The organism is Paenibacillus amylolyticus (assembly GCF_036894225.1).
Lineage (GTDB): Bacteria > Bacillota > Bacilli > Paenibacillales > Paenibacillaceae > Paenibacillus > Paenibacillus amylolyticus.
Genome location: NZ_CP145892.1, coordinates 5,763,126 through 5,782,974, shown reverse-complemented (window position 1 = coordinate 5,782,974; position 19,849 = coordinate 5,763,126). Strand labels below are relative to the sequence as shown.

General features: G+C 46.5%; 20 protein-coding genes. 16 read left to right on the top strand and 4 right to left on the bottom strand.

Annotation, left to right across the window (positions count from 1 at the left end):
• Window positions 1-111 precede the first annotated feature (111 nt).
• From cyoA to V6668_RS25680, 10 genes are all read left to right on the top strand, one after another.
• A complete protein-coding gene (gene cyoA, locus V6668_RS25725; RefSeq protein ID WP_036606906.1) occupies window positions 112-1,086 on the top strand; it encodes a ubiquinol oxidase subunit II in 975 nt (324 codons plus the stop codon).
• Between the two features lie 21 nt (window positions 1,087-1,107).
• On the top strand, window positions 1,108-3,078 hold the full coding sequence (locus V6668_RS25720; RefSeq protein ID WP_036606909.1) for a cbb3-type cytochrome c oxidase subunit I: 1,971 nt from the start codon (window positions 1,108-1,110) through the stop codon (window positions 3,076-3,078).
• Window positions 3,079-3,699 carry a cytochrome o ubiquinol oxidase subunit III gene (cyoC, locus tag V6668_RS25715; RefSeq protein WP_036606911.1) on the top strand — a complete coding sequence of 207 codons (621 nt, stop codon included), beginning with the start codon at window positions 3,079-3,081 and terminating at the stop codon, window positions 3,697-3,699.
• Window positions 3,700-4,029: a cytochrome o ubiquinol oxidase subunit IV gene (cyoD, locus tag V6668_RS25710; RefSeq protein WP_036606914.1), complete on the top strand. Its 330-nt coding sequence runs from the start codon at window positions 3,700-3,702 to the stop codon at window positions 4,027-4,029.
• A gap of 224 nt (window positions 4,030-4,253) precedes the next feature.
• Entirely contained in the window at window positions 4,254-5,237 is a 984-nt protein-coding gene (locus tag V6668_RS25705) for a zinc-dependent alcohol dehydrogenase family protein (protein ID WP_036606916.1), read from the top strand.
• Window positions 5,238-5,397: 160 nt separating this feature from the next.
• A complete protein-coding gene (kduI, locus tag V6668_RS25700; RefSeq protein ID WP_036606918.1) occupies window positions 5,398-6,237 on the top strand; it encodes a 5-dehydro-4-deoxy-D-glucuronate isomerase in 840 nt (279 codons plus the stop codon).
• A gap of 86 nt (window positions 6,238-6,323) precedes the next feature.
• The gene (locus V6668_RS25695) at window positions 6,324-7,082 is read left to right on the top strand and encodes a DeoR/GlpR family DNA-binding transcription regulator (protein ID WP_036607086.1); all 759 of its coding nucleotides are present in this window, start codon (window positions 6,324-6,326) and stop codon (window positions 7,080-7,082) included.
• Between the two features lie 77 nt (window positions 7,083-7,159).
• A complete protein-coding gene (gene kduD, locus V6668_RS25690) occupies window positions 7,160-7,912 on the top strand; it encodes a 2-dehydro-3-deoxy-D-gluconate 5-dehydrogenase KduD (RefSeq protein ID WP_036606921.1) in 753 nt (250 codons plus the stop codon).
• A gap of 37 nt (window positions 7,913-7,949) precedes the next feature.
• The gene (locus V6668_RS25685) at window positions 7,950-8,795 is read left to right on the top strand and encodes a sugar phosphate isomerase/epimerase family protein (RefSeq protein WP_036606923.1); all 846 of its coding nucleotides are present in this window, start codon (window positions 7,950-7,952) and stop codon (window positions 8,793-8,795) included.
• A 238-nt stretch (window positions 8,796-9,033) separates the two neighbouring features.
• Window positions 9,034-10,341 carry a homocysteine synthase gene (locus V6668_RS25680; RefSeq protein ID WP_036606925.1) on the top strand — a complete coding sequence of 436 codons (1,308 nt, stop codon included), beginning with the start codon at window positions 9,034-9,036 and terminating at the stop codon, window positions 10,339-10,341.
• A gap of 186 nt (window positions 10,342-10,527) precedes the next feature.
• On the opposite strand, the gene V6668_RS25675 is transcribed toward V6668_RS25680, so the two are convergent.
• Entirely contained in the window at window positions 10,528-10,743 is a 216-nt protein-coding gene (locus V6668_RS25675; protein ID WP_338707036.1) for a hypothetical protein, read from the bottom strand.
• Between the two features lie 20 nt (window positions 10,744-10,763).
• Between V6668_RS25675 and V6668_RS25670 the strand changes: the two genes are divergently transcribed.
• Both V6668_RS25670 and V6668_RS25665 read left to right on the top strand, forming a co-directional pair.
• On the top strand, window positions 10,764-12,779 hold the full coding sequence (locus tag V6668_RS25670) for a heavy metal translocating P-type ATPase (protein WP_338707035.1): 2,016 nt from the start codon (window positions 10,764-10,766) through the stop codon (window positions 12,777-12,779).
• A gap of 132 nt (window positions 12,780-12,911) precedes the next feature.
• The gene (locus tag V6668_RS25665) at window positions 12,912-13,721 is read left to right on the top strand and encodes an alpha/beta fold hydrolase (protein WP_338707034.1); all 810 of its coding nucleotides are present in this window, start codon (window positions 12,912-12,914) and stop codon (window positions 13,719-13,721) included.
• A gap of 122 nt (window positions 13,722-13,843) precedes the next feature.
• Here V6668_RS25665 and V6668_RS25660 read toward each other — a convergent pair whose 3' ends face one another.
• Window positions 13,844-14,575 carry a ZIP family metal transporter gene (locus tag V6668_RS25660; RefSeq protein WP_036606933.1) on the bottom strand — a complete coding sequence of 244 codons (732 nt, stop codon included), beginning with the start codon at window positions 14,573-14,575 and terminating at the stop codon, window positions 13,844-13,846.
• Between the two features lie 256 nt (window positions 14,576-14,831).
• Here V6668_RS25660 and trxB point away from each other — a divergent pair, with 256 nt between their 5' ends.
• The gene (trxB, locus tag V6668_RS25655) at window positions 14,832-15,773 is read left to right on the top strand and encodes a thioredoxin-disulfide reductase (protein WP_036606934.1); all 942 of its coding nucleotides are present in this window, start codon (window positions 14,832-14,834) and stop codon (window positions 15,771-15,773) included.
• Between the two features lie 62 nt (window positions 15,774-15,835).
• A complete protein-coding gene (locus V6668_RS25650; protein WP_036668031.1) occupies window positions 15,836-16,066 on the top strand; it encodes a glutaredoxin family protein in 231 nt (76 codons plus the stop codon).
• A gap of 139 nt (window positions 16,067-16,205) precedes the next feature.
• Here the strand turns inward: V6668_RS25650 and V6668_RS25645 are convergent, their stop codons facing one another.
• Both V6668_RS25645 and V6668_RS25640 read right to left on the bottom strand, forming a co-directional pair.
• A complete protein-coding gene (locus V6668_RS25645; protein WP_017692236.1) occupies window positions 16,206-16,403 on the bottom strand; it encodes a hypothetical protein in 198 nt (65 codons plus the stop codon).
• A 147-nt stretch (window positions 16,404-16,550) separates the two neighbouring features.
• The gene (locus tag V6668_RS25640; RefSeq protein WP_338707032.1) at window positions 16,551-17,717 is read right to left on the bottom strand and encodes an ROK family protein; all 1,167 of its coding nucleotides are present in this window, start codon (window positions 17,715-17,717) and stop codon (window positions 16,551-16,553) included.
• A 198-nt stretch (window positions 17,718-17,915) separates the two neighbouring features.
• On the opposite strand from V6668_RS25640, the gene xylA reads away from it, so the two are divergent.
• Both xylA and V6668_RS25630 read left to right on the top strand, forming a co-directional pair.
• A complete protein-coding gene (gene xylA / locus V6668_RS25635) occupies window positions 17,916-19,232 on the top strand; it encodes a xylose isomerase (RefSeq protein WP_338707031.1) in 1,317 nt (438 codons plus the stop codon).
• Between the two features lie 424 nt (window positions 19,233-19,656).
• On the top strand, window positions 19,657-19,806 hold the full coding sequence (locus V6668_RS25630; RefSeq protein WP_338707030.1) for a hypothetical protein: 150 nt from the start codon (window positions 19,657-19,659) through the stop codon (window positions 19,804-19,806).
• The last annotated feature ends 43 nt before the right edge of the window (window positions 19,807-19,849 follow it).

Sequence of the window (19,849 nt, the reverse complement as noted above, 5' to 3'; positions counted from 1 at the left end):
GACAAATTTGTTAACAAGAACAAAAAAGTTGTTCATTTCTGATATCTTTAGTAGGAAGAGAGTAGTATACTGATTTTTCAGTATGAGCGAATTTAAGGAGAGGGGATCAAAATGAACAAGAAACCTAGGTCGCTAATCCGGATTATCATTCCGGTTGTCCTGACGTTGGTTACAATTGCATTGATTGTCTGGCCAATGCTGGCAGGCGGACAGTACGTTGTTCTGGATCCGAAGGGGCCAATTGGCGCTTCGCAGAGAGATTTGATTGTCATCTCGACAATTTTGTGTGCTGTCATTATTGTGCCAGTACTCATTTTGGCTGCCGTAATCGTATGGCGTTACCGTGAGAAACCGGACAACAAAGCAGCATATGAACCTAACTGGGCTCATAGCACCAAAGCGGAGGTTGTATGGTGGACCATTCCAATTATTATTATTGGAATACTTGCAATTGTAACGATTCGTTACACGTATGTTTTGGAACCTTCGAAGCCGTTGGCTCACGAGAAAGCACCAATTACCATCCAAGTGTCTTCACTGGACTGGAAATGGCTGTTTATGTATCCAGAACAAGGAATTGCAACGGTTAATACGTTGAATATTCCGGCAGACCGGCCCGTGAAATTTGAACTCACTGCGGATTCACCGATGAACTCATTCTGGATTCCGCAACTTGGAGGACAGATTTATACGATGTCGGGTATGGCGATGACCTTGTATCTGCAGGCAGATCATGAAGGCAAGTACTGGGGTTCAGGCGCTAACTTCACAGGTGAGCATTTTGGAGAAATGCGTTTTGATGTGAATGCTACATCGGACGAAGATTTTGACAATTGGGTAGCTGAAGTGAAACAGAGTTCTCAGGCGTTGACTACAGAAGGTTACAAAGCACTGGCTGAGCCAGGCACAAGCAACGTTGCTTATTATTCTGCCTTCCCAGAAGGATTGTTCCAAAATATTGTGACCAAGTATGTAGTAGATGGTCAAAGTGCTCACAGTAAGCATGGAACTTCAAAAGAAGCTTCTGGAGCCATTCAAAATGCAACTGATACGTCCAATCAAGACGAGGACAAGAGTGCTAACTAAAGATTCGAAAGGAGGCCCCCAATGTTAGAGGGACTTAAAGAGTTTGCATCGGAGTTTTTCGTAACCGGTGATCCGCTCATTTATGGTGCGATGGTAGCTATCGGAATTACCATGATTACTATTGTAGCGGTGCTAACTTATTTCAAAAAATGGGGCTGGCTCTGGCGTAACTGGTTAACGACTGTCGATCACAAAAAGATCGGTATCATGTATATCATTGCTTCCATTATCATGTTGTTCCGTGGTGGTGTGGATGCGCTAATGATGCGCCTTCAGCTAGCTATGCCTAACAATGAATTTCTGAATCCTGAGCATTATAATCAGGTCTTCACAACTCACGGTACGATCATGATCTTGTTCATGGCGATGCCATTTATGTTTGGTCTATTTAACGTTATCGTGCCATTACAGATCGGAGCAAGGGACGTTGCGTTCCCGTTCCTGAATGCACTGAGCTTCTGGTTATTCTTCCTGGGAGCAATGCTGTTTAACCTGTCATTCGTTATCGGTGGTTCACCGGATGCAGGATGGCTGAGTTATCCGCCTCTATCGGAGCTGTCACACAGTCCGGGGGTAGGACAGAACTTCTATATATGGGGTATACAGATATCGGGTATCGGTTCCTTGGCTACCGGTATCAACTTCCTGGTTACCATCATTAAAATGCGTGCGCCAGGCATGAGATGGATGAAAATGCCGATGTTCACATGGTCGGTATTCTCCACTTGTATCATTATCTTGTTTGCTTTCCCGATCTTGACCGTGACACTTGCATTGTTATTCCTCGACAGGTTTGCCGGGGCGCATTTCTTCACACTTGATCTGGGCGGTAACCCAATGATGTATATAAACTTGATCTGGATGTGGGGTCACCCTGAGGTATACATTGTCGTCTTGCCGGCATTCGGTGTTTTCTCCGAGATTGTGAGTACCTTCTCACGGAAAAAACTGTTTGGCTACAAATCGATGGTATTCGCGATGTTGATCATCAGCTTCCTGTCCTTCTTCACATGGGCGCATCACTTCTTCACGATGGGTTCCGGAGCAGACGTGAATGCATTCTTCGCCGTAACTACGATGTTGATTGCTATTCCAACAGGGGTTAAGATATTCAACTGGCTGTTTACCATGTATCGAGGAAGGATTCGCATGGCGACTCCGATGATGTGGACACTTGCCTTTATCCCGTGCTTTATTGTCGGGGGTATGACAGGCGTTCTGTTATCCGTTGCTCCTGCTGACTTCCAGTTCCACAACAGTTACTTCCTGATTGCCCACTTCCACCAAGTATTGATCGGTGGAGTTGTCTTCGGATACTTCGCAGGTCTGTACTACTGGTGGCCTAAAATGTTCGGTTTCCAACTCGAAGAGAAACTGGGCAAATGGGCATTCTGGACTTGGAATATTGGTTTCTATGTCTGCTTCATGCCGCAGTACGCTGTCGGTCTAATGGGTATGACACGTCGTCTGAGCACATACGGCTGGGATACTGGCTGGTGGGAACTGAACTTCGTATCCACAATCGGGGCATTCCTGATGGGTGTCGGATTCCTGTTCCAAGTTGCACAAATCGCAGACGGTATTCGCAAATACAAATCACTCAAAGCTTCCGCCGATCCATGGGATGGCCGTACGCTGGAGTGGTCAATTCCTTCACCAGCTCCTGAATACAACTTCGCCGTTACACCGCGCGGAGATGATATTGATGAGTGGTGGGAAGAGAAAGAACGTCGTGCCAAAGGCATCTATCCGCCAGAGCAACCGCTTGAGCCGATTCATATGCCGAAGAACTCTGGAATTCCGTTCATCATGTCTGTCTTCTGGTTCATCGCCGGTTTCGGCTTTGTCTTCGGATGGTTGTGGATGGCAATTCTCGGACTCGCTGGCGTAGGGATCTGTATGATCGCCCGTTCATTCTCATATGATACGGATTATTACATTCCGGTTGACGAAATTAAACGTACCGAAGCGTCGTTAAGGGGGTCGGTATAGATGGCTCAAGCAGCCGCTAAGCACGGTGAGAATCATGCACATGGTCACGACCATGGACATCATGATCCACAGGAAATGAAAATTCTCGGTTTCTGGTTCTTCCTGATTTCCGACGTTATCCTGTTCTCCGTATTGTTCGCAACCTTCATTGTGTTGCGTGACAATACGGCGGGCGGACCGATTTTGTCTGAATTGATCAAAATGCCTGGTGTTATTGCCGAAACGTTTATCTTGCTCACAAGTTCATTTACGAGCGGACTAGCCGTACTGGCGATGAATCAAGGCAAAGTAAAACAATTAATCAGTTGGCTGGCAGTTACAGCCGTTCTGGGTGCAAGCTTTATCGCACTGGAAGTATATGAGTTTATTGAGTTGATTCACGAAGGGTTCAGCTTTACAACGAGTGCTGCTTCTGGCGCATTCTTCACCCTTGTGGGAACTCACGGACTTCACGTATCGCTTGGTCTGATCTGGATGATTGGACTTATGTTACAACTGAAAAAACGTGGTATTACCGATGTTACTCGCGGTAAAATTAACGTCATCAGCTTGTACTGGCACTTCTTGGACGTCGTATGGATTTTCCTCCTGTCGATCGTCTATCTCATGGGGGTGATGTAGATGTCAGAGCACAACTCACATGATTCCCACGGTCATGAGCAACATGGTTCACTGAAGTCTTATGTCATCGGCTTCATTCTGTCCGTCGTTCTGACAATCATTCCACTTGTGGTGGTTCTCAATGATATGATGGAAAGAACAGGAACACTCATTGTTGTTCTTGGCACGGCAGCACTTCAGTTTGTGGTTCAACTCTTCTTCTTCATGCATATCCGTGAAACAGAGAAACCACGCTGGAATGTGATGGCTCTTATCTTCGGTTTGCTGATTATGATGACCATCGTAATTGGTTCGATCTGGATTATGCTTAACAATGCTGTTGCACATTAATTGATATGATGAAAGAGCTTCACGACCTTGGAATTCAAGGTTGTGGGGCTCTTTTTTTTCTAAGCAGAAGTTATCGCATATTTTAATGAAAAAAAAGTTGTATTATATCATAATAAGTCGTTGATGAAATAATTTACCAGTGATACTATTGTTATACACTCTGGAAATATATTCAATATTTTAGTTAGAGCAATTTTAGCAAAATTATTTTAGGAGATGTACTAATGAAAGCAAGGGTAATCCGTTATTATCGTTTTGGCGAACCAAGTGAAGTATTATGTATGGAAGAAAAAGATGTGATACCCCCTGGCCCCGGTGAATTAGCAGTGAGGATGTATGCTCGACCTATTAATCCCTCCGATATTATTCCTGTTCGAGGAGCTTACCCGCATCGTACCCGATTACCAGCTGTTCCCGGGTTTGAGGGTGTGGGGGTGGTAGAAGCAGTAGGGCCGGGAGTTTCCAATCAAATGTTGGGTCGCCGTGTCTTGCCACTAAAAGGCGAGAATACTTGGCAGGACGTCGTGAAGACTTTGGAGCGACATACAATCATTGTGCCGAATGATATCGATGATCACTCAGCAAGTCAGCTCTATATTAATCCGGTTACGGCTTGGTTGATCTGTACAGAGGTGCTTAAGCTTACGTATGGTGATACCCTGATTGTGAATGCAGGGGGATCTGCAATCGGGCGAATCTTTGCACAGATCTCAAAAATCTATGGATTTAAATTGATTGCGCTTACGAGAGATGATCGTCATACTGCTGAACTGTATCGTCTTGGAGCAGCTTCTGTTATCAGTACAACGAAAGAGTTGCTACAGGCTAGAATCACGGAATTAACAGAGGGCTACGGTGCAGATGCAGCCGTGGATTGTATTGGAGGGACAGATGGGGAACAGTTGGTGAGTTGCCTTAAGCCAAATGGCACGGTCATCAGTGTAGGACTGCTTTCGGGGATCACACCGTTATGGCATGAAGTTACCCGGGGAACACAAGTTCATGTGAAACTTTTCTGGTTAAAACATTGGGTGGAACGCTGTACGCAAGAACGCTGGGAACAGGTATTTCATGAGGTAATGGAGTTGGTCAGAGCAGGGAGGCTTGTCATGACAAACATTGGGGCGACGTATGAACTAACGAATGTACAACAGGCTATTGCAACGGCTGAATCGGGTATCGAGGGGAAGGTTCTCTTAATACAGTAGTACATAAGACTTGGAAAAAAGTCTTAATCTCATTATCACATAAATTACTTTTTCAAAAATAAAGGTACACAAAAGATACATAATGAACTAAAATGAACTTATATGAACATTATCAAACTCAATCCCAACTAATTTAAATGACGAAAGGAATGGATTAATAATGGAAAATCGTTATGCTGCACATCCCAATGAAGTGAAAACGTATGATACATCTCGCCTGCGTGAGGAATTTTTGATGGAGCAACTGTTTGCAACCGATGAATTGGTAACGGTTTATTCTCATGTGGATCGTTATATTGTGGGAACGGCTGTACCTGAGAGCAAGGACATTACCCTTGAAGTGAACCTGAAAGATATCGGAACGAACTTTTTCCTGGAGCGTCGTGAAATCGGTATCATTAATGTCGGTGGTCACGGAACAGTGACAGCGGACGGACAAGGTTATGAGATTGGAGCGAAGGAATGTCTCTACATCGGTAGAGGTGTGAAGGAAGTTGTGTTCACAAGCAGTGACAAGGCTCAACCTGCCCAATTCTATTTTGTATCCACACCGGCTCATCACACCTATCCAACAGTTAAAGCAACGCAAGAACAAGCTCAGCCAAATCATCTGGGCAGCATCGAAACATCCAATGAGCGTACGATCTATCGTTACATTCACCAAGGAGAAGGTGGAATTCAGAGTTGTCAGTTGGTGATGGGCATTACCGAACTCGACAAGGGTAACATGTGGAACACGATGCCTGCACATACCCATAACCGCCGTTCCGAAGTATACTTGTACTGGAACTTGCCTGAAGACGGTGTTGTATTCCATATGATGGGTGAGCCAAACGAAACACGTCATCTGGTTGTACGCGACCGTCAGGCGATCATTTCCCCAAGCTGGTCCATTCACAGTGGTGTGGGTACAAGCAATTACACCTTCTGTTGGGCGATGGCTGGTGAGAACCAGACGTTCGAAGATATGGACGGCGTAGCGATGAAAGACCTGAAATAATAAATTACAGATGCCTGAGTTAAATTGACAGGGTAGACGCTAAAAACTCATTCATTTGACTCAGGTAGTATAGGAAGTTGATTATGATGAATCCATTGAAAAGACATGAAAAAATTATGGAGGCTCTGCTGGAACGCCAGGAAGTAACCGTCAGTGATCTGAGTGAGTTGTTGCAGGTGACTGGGAAGACTGTGCGAGAGGATCTCGACAAGTTGGAGAGTATGGGACTGCTCGTACGTGTCCATGGTGGTGCTATGCTGGCTCAGAATGACCAGTACGGCATCTTGAATAGCCGCGGAGTTACCGAGAAGCATCATACGGAGAAGACGGAGATTGCTGAACGTGCCCTTGCTTACATTCGACCTGGAGATATCGTTGCCCTCGATGGTGGCAGCACTACGCTAGAGATGGCCAAACGTCTCGATAATCAACCGCTGACGGTGGTGACTAATGATCTATTCATCATTGCGGAGTTGACCAAAAAGGAGCAAGTGCGACTGGTTGTGCCGGGCGGGGCTCGTGTACGGAATATGTTGGTTGGGGATGATACGGCTGCGTTTATATCCAGTCTTAACATTCATAAAGCCTTTATATCCACGACAGCCCTTCATCCGGAATTTGGATTATCCATATACACGGGAGATCTGGTTTCTCTAAAAAAAGCAATGATATCTGCCTCGCAGCAAGTATACGGCGTTGTGGATCATTATAAATTCGGACAATTTGCACTGCGAACTTTCGCCCAGTGTTCGGAACTGGACTATATTATCAGCGATAGTCGTTTGGATGAAGAGACGGCTGCCTTATACGAGCAGAGCGGTGTCACAGTGGATTATCAAAGTTAACCTCATTCATTATTCATGGCATTAAAGAACGGACGGATCTTAGGATTGCATATCAAAACCATGCGGAGGAATCATTCATGAACCCATTTGATTTAAGCGGACAAGTTGCACTGGTGACAGGTACCTCGGGAGGACTTGGACAAGGGATGGCCATTGGTTTGGCAGAAGCAGGTGCTGATGTGGTGCTGGTCTCGTATTCCAAGCCTGCGGCAACGGCAAGTGCCATTGAAGCACTCGGACGCAAAGCTTATGTGATTGAAGCGGATTTAAGTCGTGAAGATGAGTTGTCGGCTGTGTTCGAACAGGCGCTTGCGTTCCAGGGCAGAATTGACATTCTCGTCAACAATGCCGGAATCATTCGTCGCACACCTGCGGCTGATCATGCAGTGCAGGACTGGCATGATGTAATTGGTCTGAACCTGAACACTGTATTTTTCCTAAGCCAATTGGCAGGCAGACATATGATTGAACGCGGAAGTGGCAAAATCATTAATATTGCATCCATGTTGTCCTATCAAGGTGGGATCAATGTGCCAGGATATACAGCCAGTAAACATGGCGTTGCCGGATTAACCAAAGCACTCGCCAATGAATGGGCAGGTAAAGGAATCCAGATTAACGGTATCGCACCTGGTTATATGGAAACCGATAATACTACCCAGATCCGTGCGGACGAGAATCGGTACCGGGATATTACAGCTCGTATTCCTGCTGGGCGTTGGGGAACACCTGAAGATCTGAAAGGCCCGGTTGTCTTTCTGGCATCTGCCGCTTCGGATTATCTGAATGGTCATGTGCTGAATGTCGATGGCGGCTGGATGGCACGTTAATCGTTTGATAATCGGATTAGCATAGGGAGGCAGTGAGATGAAACTTGGTATTCTGGCACATACATTTGGCAAACAGCCTACAGCACAGCTTGCGCAGACGATTGCGGATAACGGATTTAATTCCGTACAGCTGGCGCTGGCCAAAGCATTATCCGATGTGGACTCATCGAATGGCAAGCTGAGCCCAGGGCTAGCGAATGAGATCGGAGATCAATTTGCACAGCGCGGGGTGAAGATTGCAGTACTCGGCTGTTATATTAATCCGATTGACCCTGATCCGGTAAGACGACGTGCGGACATTGATCGATTCAAGGAGCATCTGCGTTATGCCCGGGATTTTGGTTGCAGCATGGTAGCAACGGAGACCGGGGGCTTGGACACCTATCAGGATACACATCCGGATGGATATGAAGAGAAGGCGTGGAGTGTGCTGAAAGAAACGGTTGAGGAGTTGGCTGAGGAAGCGGAGAAATGGGGGGTGCATGCGGCGATTGAGCCTGTGTCCACACATACTCTTCATACCCATGAACATATGACGCGTTTGTTTGAAGAGATTCCTTCATCGAATCTGGGGATGCTGTTCGATCCGTGTAATCTGATCAAACAACCACATGCAGCAGATCAAGGGGCTTTCTTGCGCGAGGTAATGGAATCGCTGTATCAGCGCATGATTGTGATCCATGCCAAAGATGTAGCCTTTGATGCACAGGGAGAGAAGTACAATCCGGTACCTGGGGCAGGGATACTGGATTACCCGTTATTTTTTGAATTGTTAAAAACGTATAAGCCACATATCGATATTTCACTTGAAGGCGTAACTGCGGAGGAAGCTGTACCTGCGGCTAAACATTTGCGTGAAGTATGGAGTGCAGTTCGGGTCTAACCAAACCCAGGATGAGGTATTGCATACCGAAGCCAAAGTAGCTGAAAAACCTTTGCGAGTGCAAAGGTTTTTTTGGTACAGAAATCGATAATGTACATATTTAATTTTTCTTATCGGAACAATCGGAAATAATTCTTTTCAAATGCGACATCTTGTGAGAGAATATGGAAAACATACGCCACCATGCGAAGACATCAGTAACTTAAAGAACCTATATATTGAGGGAGGATTCATATTTATGTCAAACGAACGTGAGCTTTCATTTGAAACATTGGCAATTCATGCAGGCCAGGAGATTGATCCAACCACCAACGCACGAGCTGTGCCCTTGTATCAGACAACATCCTATGGATTCAAGGACACCGAGCATGCAGCTAACTTGTTTGGTTTGAAAGAGTTTGGCAACATTTATACCCGTCTGATGAATCCAACAACCGACGTGTTTGAGCAACGGATTGCGGCGTTGGAAGGCGGAGCTGGAGCGCTGGCTACAGCTTCTGGTCAGGCAGCCATTACGTTTTCACTTCTGAATATTGCTGGTGCAGGTGATGAGATTGTGTCTTCGGCGAGTTTGTATGGAGGTACATACAATCTGTTCTCGACGACTTTGCCGAAACTGGGTCTGGACGTAAAATTTGTGGATTCCAGTGATCCTGAGAATTTCCGGGCAGCGATTACGGAGAAAACGAAAGCATTGTATGCCGAAACGATCGGTAATCCAAAGGGGAATGTACTGGATATTGAAGCGGTGGCAGCCATCGCTCATGAACATGGAATTCCTTTGATCGTGGATAACACATTCCCAAGTCCGTACCTGCTTCGTCCAATCGAACATGGCGCAGATATTGTCGTTCACTCTGCAACGAAATTTATTGGCGGTCATGGTACATCCATTGGTGGCGTTATAGTGGACAGCGGGAAATTTGACTGGAAAGCAAGTGGCAAGTTCCCTGGATTGACGGAGCCGGACTCCAGTTATAACGGTGTGGTATATACGGAAGCGGTTGGACCGATTGCTTATATTATCAAAGCTCGTGTACAACTTCTGCGTGACTTGGGTGCAACGATCTCTCCATTCAACTCCTGGTTGTTGCTGCAAGGACTCGAGACATTACATCTGCGCGTAGAGCGTCATAGTAGCAACGCCCTTGCGGTTGCAGAATTCCTTGAGAAACATGAGGATGTGTCTTGGGTAAGTTATGCAGGTCTGCCGAGCCACGGTTCTTATGAGCTTGCACAGAAGTATCTGCCAAGAGGGCAGGGTGCGATTCTAACCTTTGGAATCAAAGGTGGTGCGGACGCGGGTCGCAAGTTGATTGAAAGTGTCAAACTGTTCTCTCACCTTGCAAACGTGGGCGATTCCAAGTCACTGATTATTCACCCGGCAAGTACAACTCACGCGCAGTTGACCGAAGATGAACAAACTGCAGCAGGGGTTAATCCGGAGTTGATTCGTCTGTCTGTGGGTACGGAGAACATTCAGGACATTATCTATGATCTGGAGCAAGCCATCAAAGCAAGTCAGGGAGCAAGCGTAGGCGCGTAAATGGCATTTGGGTGGATGTGTAAACAATCACTTAAGTGATATGCCATAAACAGGTCATATAAATATCAATAGATGGTTAAAGCCGTTGTCCTCCGGGACAGCGGCTTTTTGTCTTTTTGAACACGCATTTATGATTAACAATCGAAAAAAGCCCATTTACAAATGTGGATCACAGGCATATACTGATTAAAAGTTGTATTGAGTAAACACAATTGCATAAGTGCAAAAATGATTATCATTCTCATTCGAGATTATTTCAAAATCATTCACAAAACCATGCTGCTGCGGGATTCCCGCAGCAGCATGTGTCATTTTTAGGGCATTAACAATGGCTCTCATTCTCAATACAACTTCATTTTTGGGAGCGGAATTTAGCAGACTCGTCATCCGCAAACCTACCATTCGAAAGGAACGTGATTCATATGCAAGCGATACATCAACCACTACACAGACAGAAGCAAGCGGAACAGCGCTTATCCCAAACACCAGGCCCAAACCGGGGACGTAAGCCTGATTTTCGAGCCATGGTGCAGAATAAAGAGATGCAATCTGCATTGGGCAGCGGGCTGTTGATGCTGATTGCCTGGGGAACTGCACCTTATTTTGGTACCTTATCCATCATGCTCTACATTGTGGCGTATACCGTAGGCGGTTGGACCAAAGCGAAGGAAGGCATCGAGACACTGGTCAAGGAACGTGATCTGGATGTAAACCTGCTGATGATTGCAGCATCCCTCGGGGCAGCAGCCATTGGTTACTGGAATGAAGGTGCGATGCTGATCTTTATTTTTGCACTCAGTGGTGCGTTGGAAAGTTATGCGACAGAGCGCAGTCATAAGGATATCTCATCTTTACTGGCGCTCAAGCCAGAGACGGCACTGCGTATTGAGGATGGACAGATGAACCTCGTGGCTATTGATGATCTGGAACCTGGTGATCTCCTGTTGGTCAAACCGGGAGAACTGATTCCTGCGGATGGCGTGGTGTACCGTGGGAGTTCTTTTATCAATCAGTCGTCCATCACTGGAGAATCCCAGCCTGTGGACAAAGTTGCGGGGGATGAAGTCTATGCAGGTACGGTAAATGGGGAGGGTGCATTATACGTAGAGGTTACAAAATCGGCTGAAGGGTCACTGTTTGGCAAAATCATTAAAATGGTGGAAGAAGCGCAGGCAGAAGTGCCGGATTCCCAGCGTTTTATGGAGCGGTTTGAAGGAATTTACGCACGTATTGTTGTAGGGGTAACTTTACTTGTGATTGCAGGAACTCCACTACTGCTTGGCTGGACATGGAATGAGGCATTTTATAAAGCGATGGTGTTTCTGGTTGTTGCTTCACCTTGTGCATTGGTGTCTTCCATCATGCCTGTTATGCTGTCCGCGATGTCCAGCAGTGCGCGCCGTGGTATTCTCTTCAAGGGTGGTGCCCATATGGAGAATATGGCTCGCACGCGGGTCGTGGCTTTTGACAAAACAGGTACATTGACCATGGGCACCCCGCAAGTGACCGATATTATTACGGCTGAACATGTAGATCGTGCCCAGCTGTTAGCTGCAGTAGCGGCGATTGAGAACCTGTCCATGCATCCTTTAGCTCGTGCCATCGTAGATCAGGCGAACAAGGAAAACATTACACTTCAGGAAGCAGAGCACGTACAGGCTCTAACAGGCTGGGGCATCGAAGGAACGGTAACCGATGTGGTCTGGAGCATTGGCAAAACAAATGTAATGGAATCGTTGCAGTCAGAGAAGATAAAGGACGCTAACGTTGATGATTCAGATGAACATGATGTTAACCCTGTGAAAGTATCTTCTGAGTGGGGTGATGTATGCTCCCGTCTTGAGGGGGAGGGGAAAACTGTATCCGTTGTTATGGCTGATGGTGAATTAGTCGGACTGATCGCGATGCGGGACACGGCACGGCCACAGGCAGCAGCTGCAGTGAAAAAGCTTGAAGCGATGGGTGTAAAAGTTGCGATGTTAACAGGTGATCGAGCCAGATCAGCTTCTGTAATTGCGTGTGAAACTGGAGTAAACATGGTCTATGCAGACTTGCTGCCTGGAGATAAGGTGAAGCAGGTACAAGCACTCCGCAAACAGTATGGTCCTGTGCTGATGGTAGGGGATGGTGTCAATGATGCACCGGCACTTGCAGCAGCTACTGTGGGTATGGGGATGGGATTGTCCGGCAGCGGGACTGCACTGGAGGTCGCTGATGCGGTACTGATGAACGATAACATTGAAGAGATCGCTTGGGTGATTGGGCAGGCTCGTCGAGCACAGCGCACGGTGAAACAGAATATGTTTTTTGCCATTACCGTTATTCTGGCTTTGATTGCTGGTAACTTCCTCCAAGACGTAGCATTGCCTCTGGGTGTGGTAGGTCATGAAGGAAGTACAATTCTGGTTATTCTGAATGGGCTTAGGCTACTACGGTAATCAGATTTGGAGATGAAAATGGCTAATTGGTTTCGCTAGTAGTATGCGGCTGATTGAACAGCTTACGTTTGAACCTTGGGTCAGCGGGTAATGATTCGAAGAGACGATTCGATAATAAGGGAGCTGTGAAATATGGGACGTTATGTACAAGTGGAACCAAATGTAAAAGTATATGTTGAAGATATTGGCGAAGGAACCCCGGTTGTCTTTTTGCACGGCTGGCCTGTTAATTATAAAATGTTTGAATACCAATTGAACGTACTGCCGAACCATGGCATTCGTGCCATTGCGATAGATTTTAGAGGATATGGCTTATCGGATAAGCCTTCCACAGGATATGATTATGATCGCATGGCAGATGATGTTCGTGCCGTTATTGATGATCTGGAGCTGAAAGACGCCGTACTCGCAGGATTCTCCATGGGTGGAGCGATCGCAGTACATTACATGGCTCGCCATAAGGGACATGGTGTCTCCAAGCTGGCCTTGTTATCTGCGGCAGCACCTGTGTTCACACAGCGTGAAGGTTATCCGTATGGATTGACTCCAGAGCAGCTGAACGAGCAGATCATTGAGCCGATCTTTGCAGATCGTCCGAAGTTGTTGGAGACGTTTGGCGGCATGTTCTTCGCGAAGAAACACAGCCAGCCATTCATGGATTGGTTCCACGCCCTCGGCATGGAAGCTTCATCTTATGGTACCATTCGCAGTGCAATTGCATTGCGGGATGAGGACTTGCGAGGTGAACTGAGTTCGATTCAGGTGCCAACAGCCATTTTGCACGGGAAAAAGGATGAGATCTGTCCGTTCGAATTCGCGGAGCAGATGCACAAGGGCATCGCTTCCTCTCAACTGATTGCTTTTGAAGAGAGTGGTCATGGTGCATTCTATGATGAATTGGAAAAATTCAATTCGGAACTGATTCGTTTCATCCAATCCTGATCAGGAGAGGGCGCAATACCTCTGACAGACGGTCCCAGTAATTTCATGGAATCTTCATTTGTGGCTAAACAAAGAACCCGGTCGACAGTCTTGGACTGTTCGCCGGGTTCTTTAGTCTTCAATTAAAACAGTTCGGTCAGACCAATCATCGTGATGAGCCCGAGTAAAAAGGACATCGTGGCCACACGTGCATTGCCATCGCCGTGACTTTCGGGAATAAGTTCCTTATAAACAATGAACATCATCGCACCGGCTGCAAAGGCCAGACCATAAGGCACAAGACCAGCTACGAGACTGCTTAAGGTGTAACCAATCATAGCTGTAATAATCTCTACCGCTCCGGTCAGGGTGGCAATACCCAGTGCTTTGAAGCGGCCAATGTTCTGGTTCACAAGAAAGAGGGCTACCAGGAATCCTTCCGGTGCATTCTGCAATCCGATGGAAAAGGCAATGAGATTGCCCAGGTTCTCATCCGAGCTTGCATAGCTAACGCCAACGGATAACCCTTCTGGCAGGTTATGCATGGTGATGGCTGCAATAATCATGAAGGCTTTGGTTTCAATTTTAAAAGGCATTTTCTCGGGATTCTCCAGATCGACGTGTGGAATCTTCATCTCCAGCACAAGTAGAACCAGGCTACCAAGCATAATACCAAATGCAAGTACAAAGAGATTCGATTGGCCAAGCGCTTCCGGAATGAGATTATACACCGAGGCTGAGGTCATAATACCTGCGGCGTATGCCAGCAAGATATCACGCAGACGGTGCGATATTTTACGCATAAATAGAATCGGTACGGCCCCTAGGCCGGTAGACATGGCTGATATAAAACTGCCAATGAGTGCATCGTTCATGCTTCCATTTTCCCTCCTGATGAAGACTTCTTCATAATCGCTGCCGAGCATTGACACCGTACATAAAAGAGATCATAATGAACAACAGATTAGAATGATTATAAATTAGAATTCCGTTTCTGCATAGGGCCATTGTCATATCACAGGCAGGACTTGTGGACATGATGTAGGCTTTTCGTTCTAGTGTATGCAAAAGCCTAAGCTTTTGATGCCGGAGGGTCTAACCTTTTTGCAGAACCCGGGGGAGGAACTATACATGTATAAATCAATTATTATTGGAACAGGCCCTGCAGGGCTGACAGCAGCAATCTATCTGGCACGTGCCAACATGAACCCACTCGTTATTGAAGGACCACAACCTGGTGGCCAACTGACAACAACGACTGAAGTGGAGAACTTCCCAGGTTTCCCTGATGGTATTATGGGTCCTGAACTGATGGACAACATGCGTAAACAAGCGGAGCGCTTCGGTGCTGAATTCCGCACAGGCTGGGTGAACAACATCGACATGAGCGAGCGTCCATTCAAGATTCAAGTTGAAGGTATGGGTGAACTCGTATCGGAAACATTGATCCTGTCCACAGGCGCAACTGCTAAATACCTGGGTATCCCTGGCGAAGAAACGAATATAGGCCGCGGTGTCAGCACATGTGCAACATGTGATGGATTCTTCTTCCGTAACAAAGAAATCATCGTCATCGGCGGTGGTGACTCTGCTCTTGAGGAAGCAAGCTTCCTGTCCCGTTTCGGTTCCAAAGTAACGCTGGTACACCGTCGTGAAGAACTGCGTGGCTCCAAAATCATGCAGGATCGTGCACGTAGCAACGAAAAAGTAGAAATGGCTTTGAACCGTACACCACTCGAAGTACTTGCTGGCGACAACGGCGTAACCGGATTGAAAGTGTTGAACAACGAAACAGGTGAAGAAGAAGTGATTCCAGCAAGCGGCGTATTCGTAGCGATCGGTCACACACCAAACACTGGTTTCCTTGGCGGACAAATCACTACGGACGAACATGGTTATATCCTGACTACACCAGGCACATCCGAGACAAACATCCCAGGCGTATTTGCATGTGGTGACGTTCAAGATACTCGTTACAAACAAGCGATCACAGCTGCAGGTAGCGGATGTATGGCTGCTATGGACACAGAGAAATACATTGAAAGCTTGGAGCACAGCGCAGTTGTTCTGTAATAGAATGAGCTGATTCCAACCAAACTATAGATTAATATAAAACCATATGAGGTGAATTAAACATGGAAAACGTAATTGTATATACATCAACGAACTGCCCGAACTGCAAATCCGTAAAAACGTTCCTGGCTGACAAAGGTATCTCTTATGAAGAGCGCAACATCGAAACTAGCGATGAATTTGCACAACAAGTATGGGACATGGGTGTACGTGCCGTGCCATTGACTGTCATTGGTGAACACCGCATTCTGGGTATGAACAAAACCCAATTTGCCAAAGCATTGGACGCTTAAATCAGGCTGATTATCTGAATCATCATGTGTTGAAAGAAATTTTCGATTCATATGCAATTCCGGTTTTCGCGAGCCGTTAGGATATAGAAAGAACCGTACCCGGAAGGGTACGGTTTTTTGTGCAAACGCAGAATATGATCTAGAAAAAAATACTCATGAAAGTCTGAAATACAACATACACCAGCAATCCTGACAGCATGTACATGAAACCAGCCTTCTTTTTGCTCTGGAACAATCGGAGTATGCCAAGGCTGAACAGGGGCGCAAGCACAATCAGGAACAGGAGGACGGTGACAAACATTTGCGCCGAGATATCTGAAGTATCCACGTAGGTCACGCTTTTTTTCACTCCGTTTCGTTATCGGAATTAACACAGCTTGATTCACACAGCCATGACAAAAATCACATAACCCCATTATACATCTGGATTTCTTTAACAAAAAGGGAGGAAATGGGGCGAAATGATGTCAATTTTCATCTGTTATTAGACAGACACCCTAATTTTACCTAAAAACTGGGATATCGCAGAGTAAGCGGCACCAACGCGGGTGGAACGGCTGCCCAGAGCTGCCCATTCAATCTGCAAACTGCGGCGGTGATAAGGTAATGTACGTTCCTCCACAACTTGTTTTAACGCTGTTTCAATCCAGGGACCTGCTTCAGAGAGCGGACCGCCAATGATAATACGTTCCGGGTTGAAACTGTTAACGATATTGGTAATGCCAATCCCCAGTTTGCGTCCAATCGTGTTGTATAATTCTTGAACAGCATCGTGGCCTTGCTCCGCATGATGAATAAGCTCTCGTGTGGTATGAGCAGGTAATTTTAGCTGGTGATCCGGGTGCTCGTAGGCTTTTTCCGAGGCGTACAACTCCCAGCAACCACGATTACCACAGGAGCAGGGCAGACCTTCCGCTTCAATGGACATATGGCCTGTTTCTCCTGCGTAGCCCCACGCGCCTTTGTATAATTCACCATCTACCATGATGCCTGAACCAATCCCCATGCCTGCACTGATGTAGATCATGTGACGTACACCGATACCTGCCCCAAAATTCAACTCTCCATGGGCACCAGCATTGGCTTCATTATCGATCGTTACAGGCAGTTGAAATTCTTCTTCAAGCATCGAGCGCAGAGCTACCTTCTCCCACCCCAAGTTGGGTGCAAACAGGACCGTTCCTGCCTCATCCACCATGCCGGGCACCCCGATGCCAATCCCAATGACTCCATGAGGGGAAGCAGGAGCTGCTTCAATGAGCTGTTTTGCTGCCAATTTCAATTGCTCCAGTACAGAGGACACGTCATGATGTTCCAAGGTCACTGCGTACTCTGTAATGATGTGTCCTTCCAGATCTGTAAGCACGCCTTTCAAATGGGTCACACTGAGTTCCAGACCGACTGCATAGCCTGATGTCCCTCGAAACAGCAGCATGAGTGGTTTACGTCCGCCGCTGGATTCCCCAGGGCCAATCTCCTGCACCAGGTCATCACTGATCAGATCAGCAACCAGGTTGGATACCGTTGCTTTGTTCAGCCCCGTAACCTCGGACACTCGTGCGCGAGAAAGAGGGGCATGGCGCCGGATCGTATCCAGAACGATCGACTTGTTTATTTTTTTGACCAGCATCTGGTCTCCGGTAATTTTCATATGGTTAAGGCACTCCTATTCTTCTGATAAAAGGGTTCTGACCCACATCCGAAACAAGTTATTCGACTATTATAGCGTAAACAACCATGTAAAAAACAATTTTATTTTACTTTGTTTAACCAATAGACAAAGTAAATTCGATGTGATAGGATAACGGTGTAAACGATTTCTTAAAACTATTGAGGAGGCATTTTACACATGGCCTATTTTGAATCCGTTAATAAAATTGCATTTGAAGGTAAAGATTCCAAGAATCCTTTTGCTTTTAAACATTATAATCCGGAAGAAGTGGTAGCCGGCAAATCGATGGAAGAACATTTCCGTTTTGGCATGGCTTACTGGCATACATTAACTGCAGGCGGCAGTGACCCGTTCGGTGCGGAGACAGCTGTTCGTTCGTGGGATAAATACTCGGGTCTGGACCTCGCGAAAGTACGCGTGGAAGCGGCATTTGAATTTTTGGAAAAAATGAATCTCCCGTTCTTCTGTTTCCACGATGTGGACATTGCACCAGAAGGCAACAACCTGCGTGAGTTCTACAGCAACATTGATACGATTGTTGATCTGATTGAAGATCATATGAAATCCAGCGGCAAAAAACTGCTCTGGAACACGGCGAACATGTTCTCGAACCCACGCTTCATGTTTGGTGCGGCTTCTACTTGCAACGCAGACGTGTACGCTCACGCTGCAGCGCAGATCAAGAAAGGTCTGGAAGTTGGTAAACGTCTGGGCGCTGAAAACTATGTATTCTGGGGCGGTCGTGAAGGTTACGACACGTTGTTGAACACAGACATGCAACTGGAGCAAGACAACATTGCTCGCATGTTCCACATGGCTGTAGACTACGCGAAGGAAATTGGCTTTGATGCACAATTCCTGATCGAGCCTAAACCAAAAGAGCCAACGAAACACCAATATGATTATGATGCAGCAACTTCGATTGCTTTCTTGCAAAAATACGATTTGGACAAACACTTCAAACTCAACCTGGAAGCGAACCATGCTACACTGGCTGGTCATACATTTGATCACGAAATCCGCGTTGCTCGTACAAACGGTATGCTCGGTTCCCTCGATGCGAACCAAGGCGACATGTTGATCGGTTGGGATACGGACGAGTTCCCGGTTGATATGTACGATGCTACATTGACAATGTATGAAGTATTGAAAAACGGCGGTATCGGCCGTGGTGGTGTGAACTTTGACGCGAAAGTACGTCGTGGTTCCTTCGAAGCTGATGATCTGTTCCTGGCACACATCGCAGGTATGGACACGTATGCAAAAGGTCTGAAAGTAGCAGCGAAGTTGATTGAAGATCGCGTATTCGATGACTTCATCGAAAAACGTTACAGCAGCTTCAGCGAAGGTATCGGTGCAGATGTGGTTGCAGGTAAAGCAACACTGGCTTCCCTTGCTGAGTATGCACTCAACAACGAAAGCCCACGCAAAAACCAATCCGGACGTCAGGAATTGCTGAGAGCACAACTCAACCAGTACATCTTGGCTGACTAATAGCGGATTAGGCAGGGTTGGCGCACGTCGACCACCAATGGCTACTCAACTCATATGTGTTGGACATTAGTATCCAAGCTTGCCTATGCACAAGATTAGCTTGTACCATGGAACGCCTGAACAAGCATGACATTCGGACCGTCCCCGACTTTCCCTTGGGAAGACGGGGGCGGTTTTTTGATTAAACAAATAACGCTATTTTTTAGATTTTTGGTATAAATGTTTCTTTAAGATGGTGCATGCAGAACGAAGTGAGCAGAAAGGACCCGAGGTAACGGCGATCCGAGGGTTTTCTGATCACGGAGTGACCACATGAGCATCAAGGTTTCATTTATAACCAATGACGAATCAAGGTTATTGGATCAATCTTTCTGCTACAAAAACGAGTATGTTTTTACTGTTTTGATATAAATGGTTGTCTAAGATGGTGCATGCAAAACGGAGTGAGCAGAAAGGACCCGAGGAAGCGGAGCGTGCGCATTTATCCCCGGATTTCTCCCTTGTCAAAGGGATTAAAGGAAATCCGGGGGTAACGGCGATCCAAGGGTTTTCTGATTACGAAGTGACCACATGAGCATTAGGGTTTCATTTATACAATCCTGTGATAAACGAGAGGA

Bases quoted from the DNA above. Each gene is read 5' to 3' on its own strand.
- trxB (WP_036606934.1), top strand. From the start codon at position 14,832: ATGTATAAATCAATTATTATTGGAACAGGCCCTGCAGGGCTGACAGCA.
- V6668_RS25670 (WP_338707035.1), top strand. From the start codon at position 10,764: ATGCAAGCGATACATCAACCACTACACAGACAGAAGCAAGCGGAACAG.
- V6668_RS25675 (WP_338707036.1), bottom strand. From the start codon at position 10,743: ATGGTAGGTTTGCGGATGACGAGTCTGCTAAATTCCGCTCCCAAAAAT.
- V6668_RS25665 (WP_338707034.1), top strand. From the start codon at position 12,912: ATGGGACGTTATGTACAAGTGGAACCAAATGTAAAAGTATATGTTGAA.
- V6668_RS25680 (WP_036606925.1), top strand. From the start codon at position 9,034: ATGTCAAACGAACGTGAGCTTTCATTTGAAACATTGGCAATTCATGCA.
- V6668_RS25660 (WP_036606933.1), bottom strand. From the start codon at position 14,575: ATGAACGATGCACTCATTGGCAGTTTTATATCAGCCATGTCTACCGGC.
- kduI (WP_036606918.1), top strand. From the start codon at position 5,398: ATGGAAAATCGTTATGCTGCACATCCCAATGAAGTGAAAACGTATGAT.
- V6668_RS25720 (WP_036606909.1), top strand. From the start codon at position 1,108: ATGTTAGAGGGACTTAAAGAGTTTGCATCGGAGTTTTTCGTAACCGGT.
- cyoD (WP_036606914.1), top strand. From the start codon at position 3,700: ATGTCAGAGCACAACTCACATGATTCCCACGGTCATGAGCAACATGGT.
- V6668_RS25650 (WP_036668031.1), top strand. From the start codon at position 15,836: ATGGAAAACGTAATTGTATATACATCAACGAACTGCCCGAACTGCAAA.
- cyoC (WP_036606911.1), top strand. From the start codon at position 3,079: ATGGCTCAAGCAGCCGCTAAGCACGGTGAGAATCATGCACATGGTCAC.
- kduD (WP_036606921.1), top strand. From the start codon at position 7,160: ATGAACCCATTTGATTTAAGCGGACAAGTTGCACTGGTGACAGGTACC.
- V6668_RS25640 (WP_338707032.1), bottom strand. From the start codon at position 17,717: ATGAAAATTACCGGAGACCAGATGCTGGTCAAAAAAATAAACAAGTCG.
- xylA (WP_338707031.1), top strand. From the start codon at position 17,916: ATGGCCTATTTTGAATCCGTTAATAAAATTGCATTTGAAGGTAAAGAT.
- V6668_RS25685 (WP_036606923.1), top strand. From the start codon at position 7,950: ATGAAACTTGGTATTCTGGCACATACATTTGGCAAACAGCCTACAGCA.
- cyoA (WP_036606906.1), top strand. From the start codon at position 112: ATGAACAAGAAACCTAGGTCGCTAATCCGGATTATCATTCCGGTTGTC.
- V6668_RS25630 (WP_338707030.1), top strand. From the start codon at position 19,657: ATGGTGCATGCAAAACGGAGTGAGCAGAAAGGACCCGAGGAAGCGGAG.
- V6668_RS25695 (WP_036607086.1), top strand. From the start codon at position 6,324: ATGAATCCATTGAAAAGACATGAAAAAATTATGGAGGCTCTGCTGGAA.
- V6668_RS25705 (WP_036606916.1), top strand. From the start codon at position 4,254: ATGAAAGCAAGGGTAATCCGTTATTATCGTTTTGGCGAACCAAGTGAA.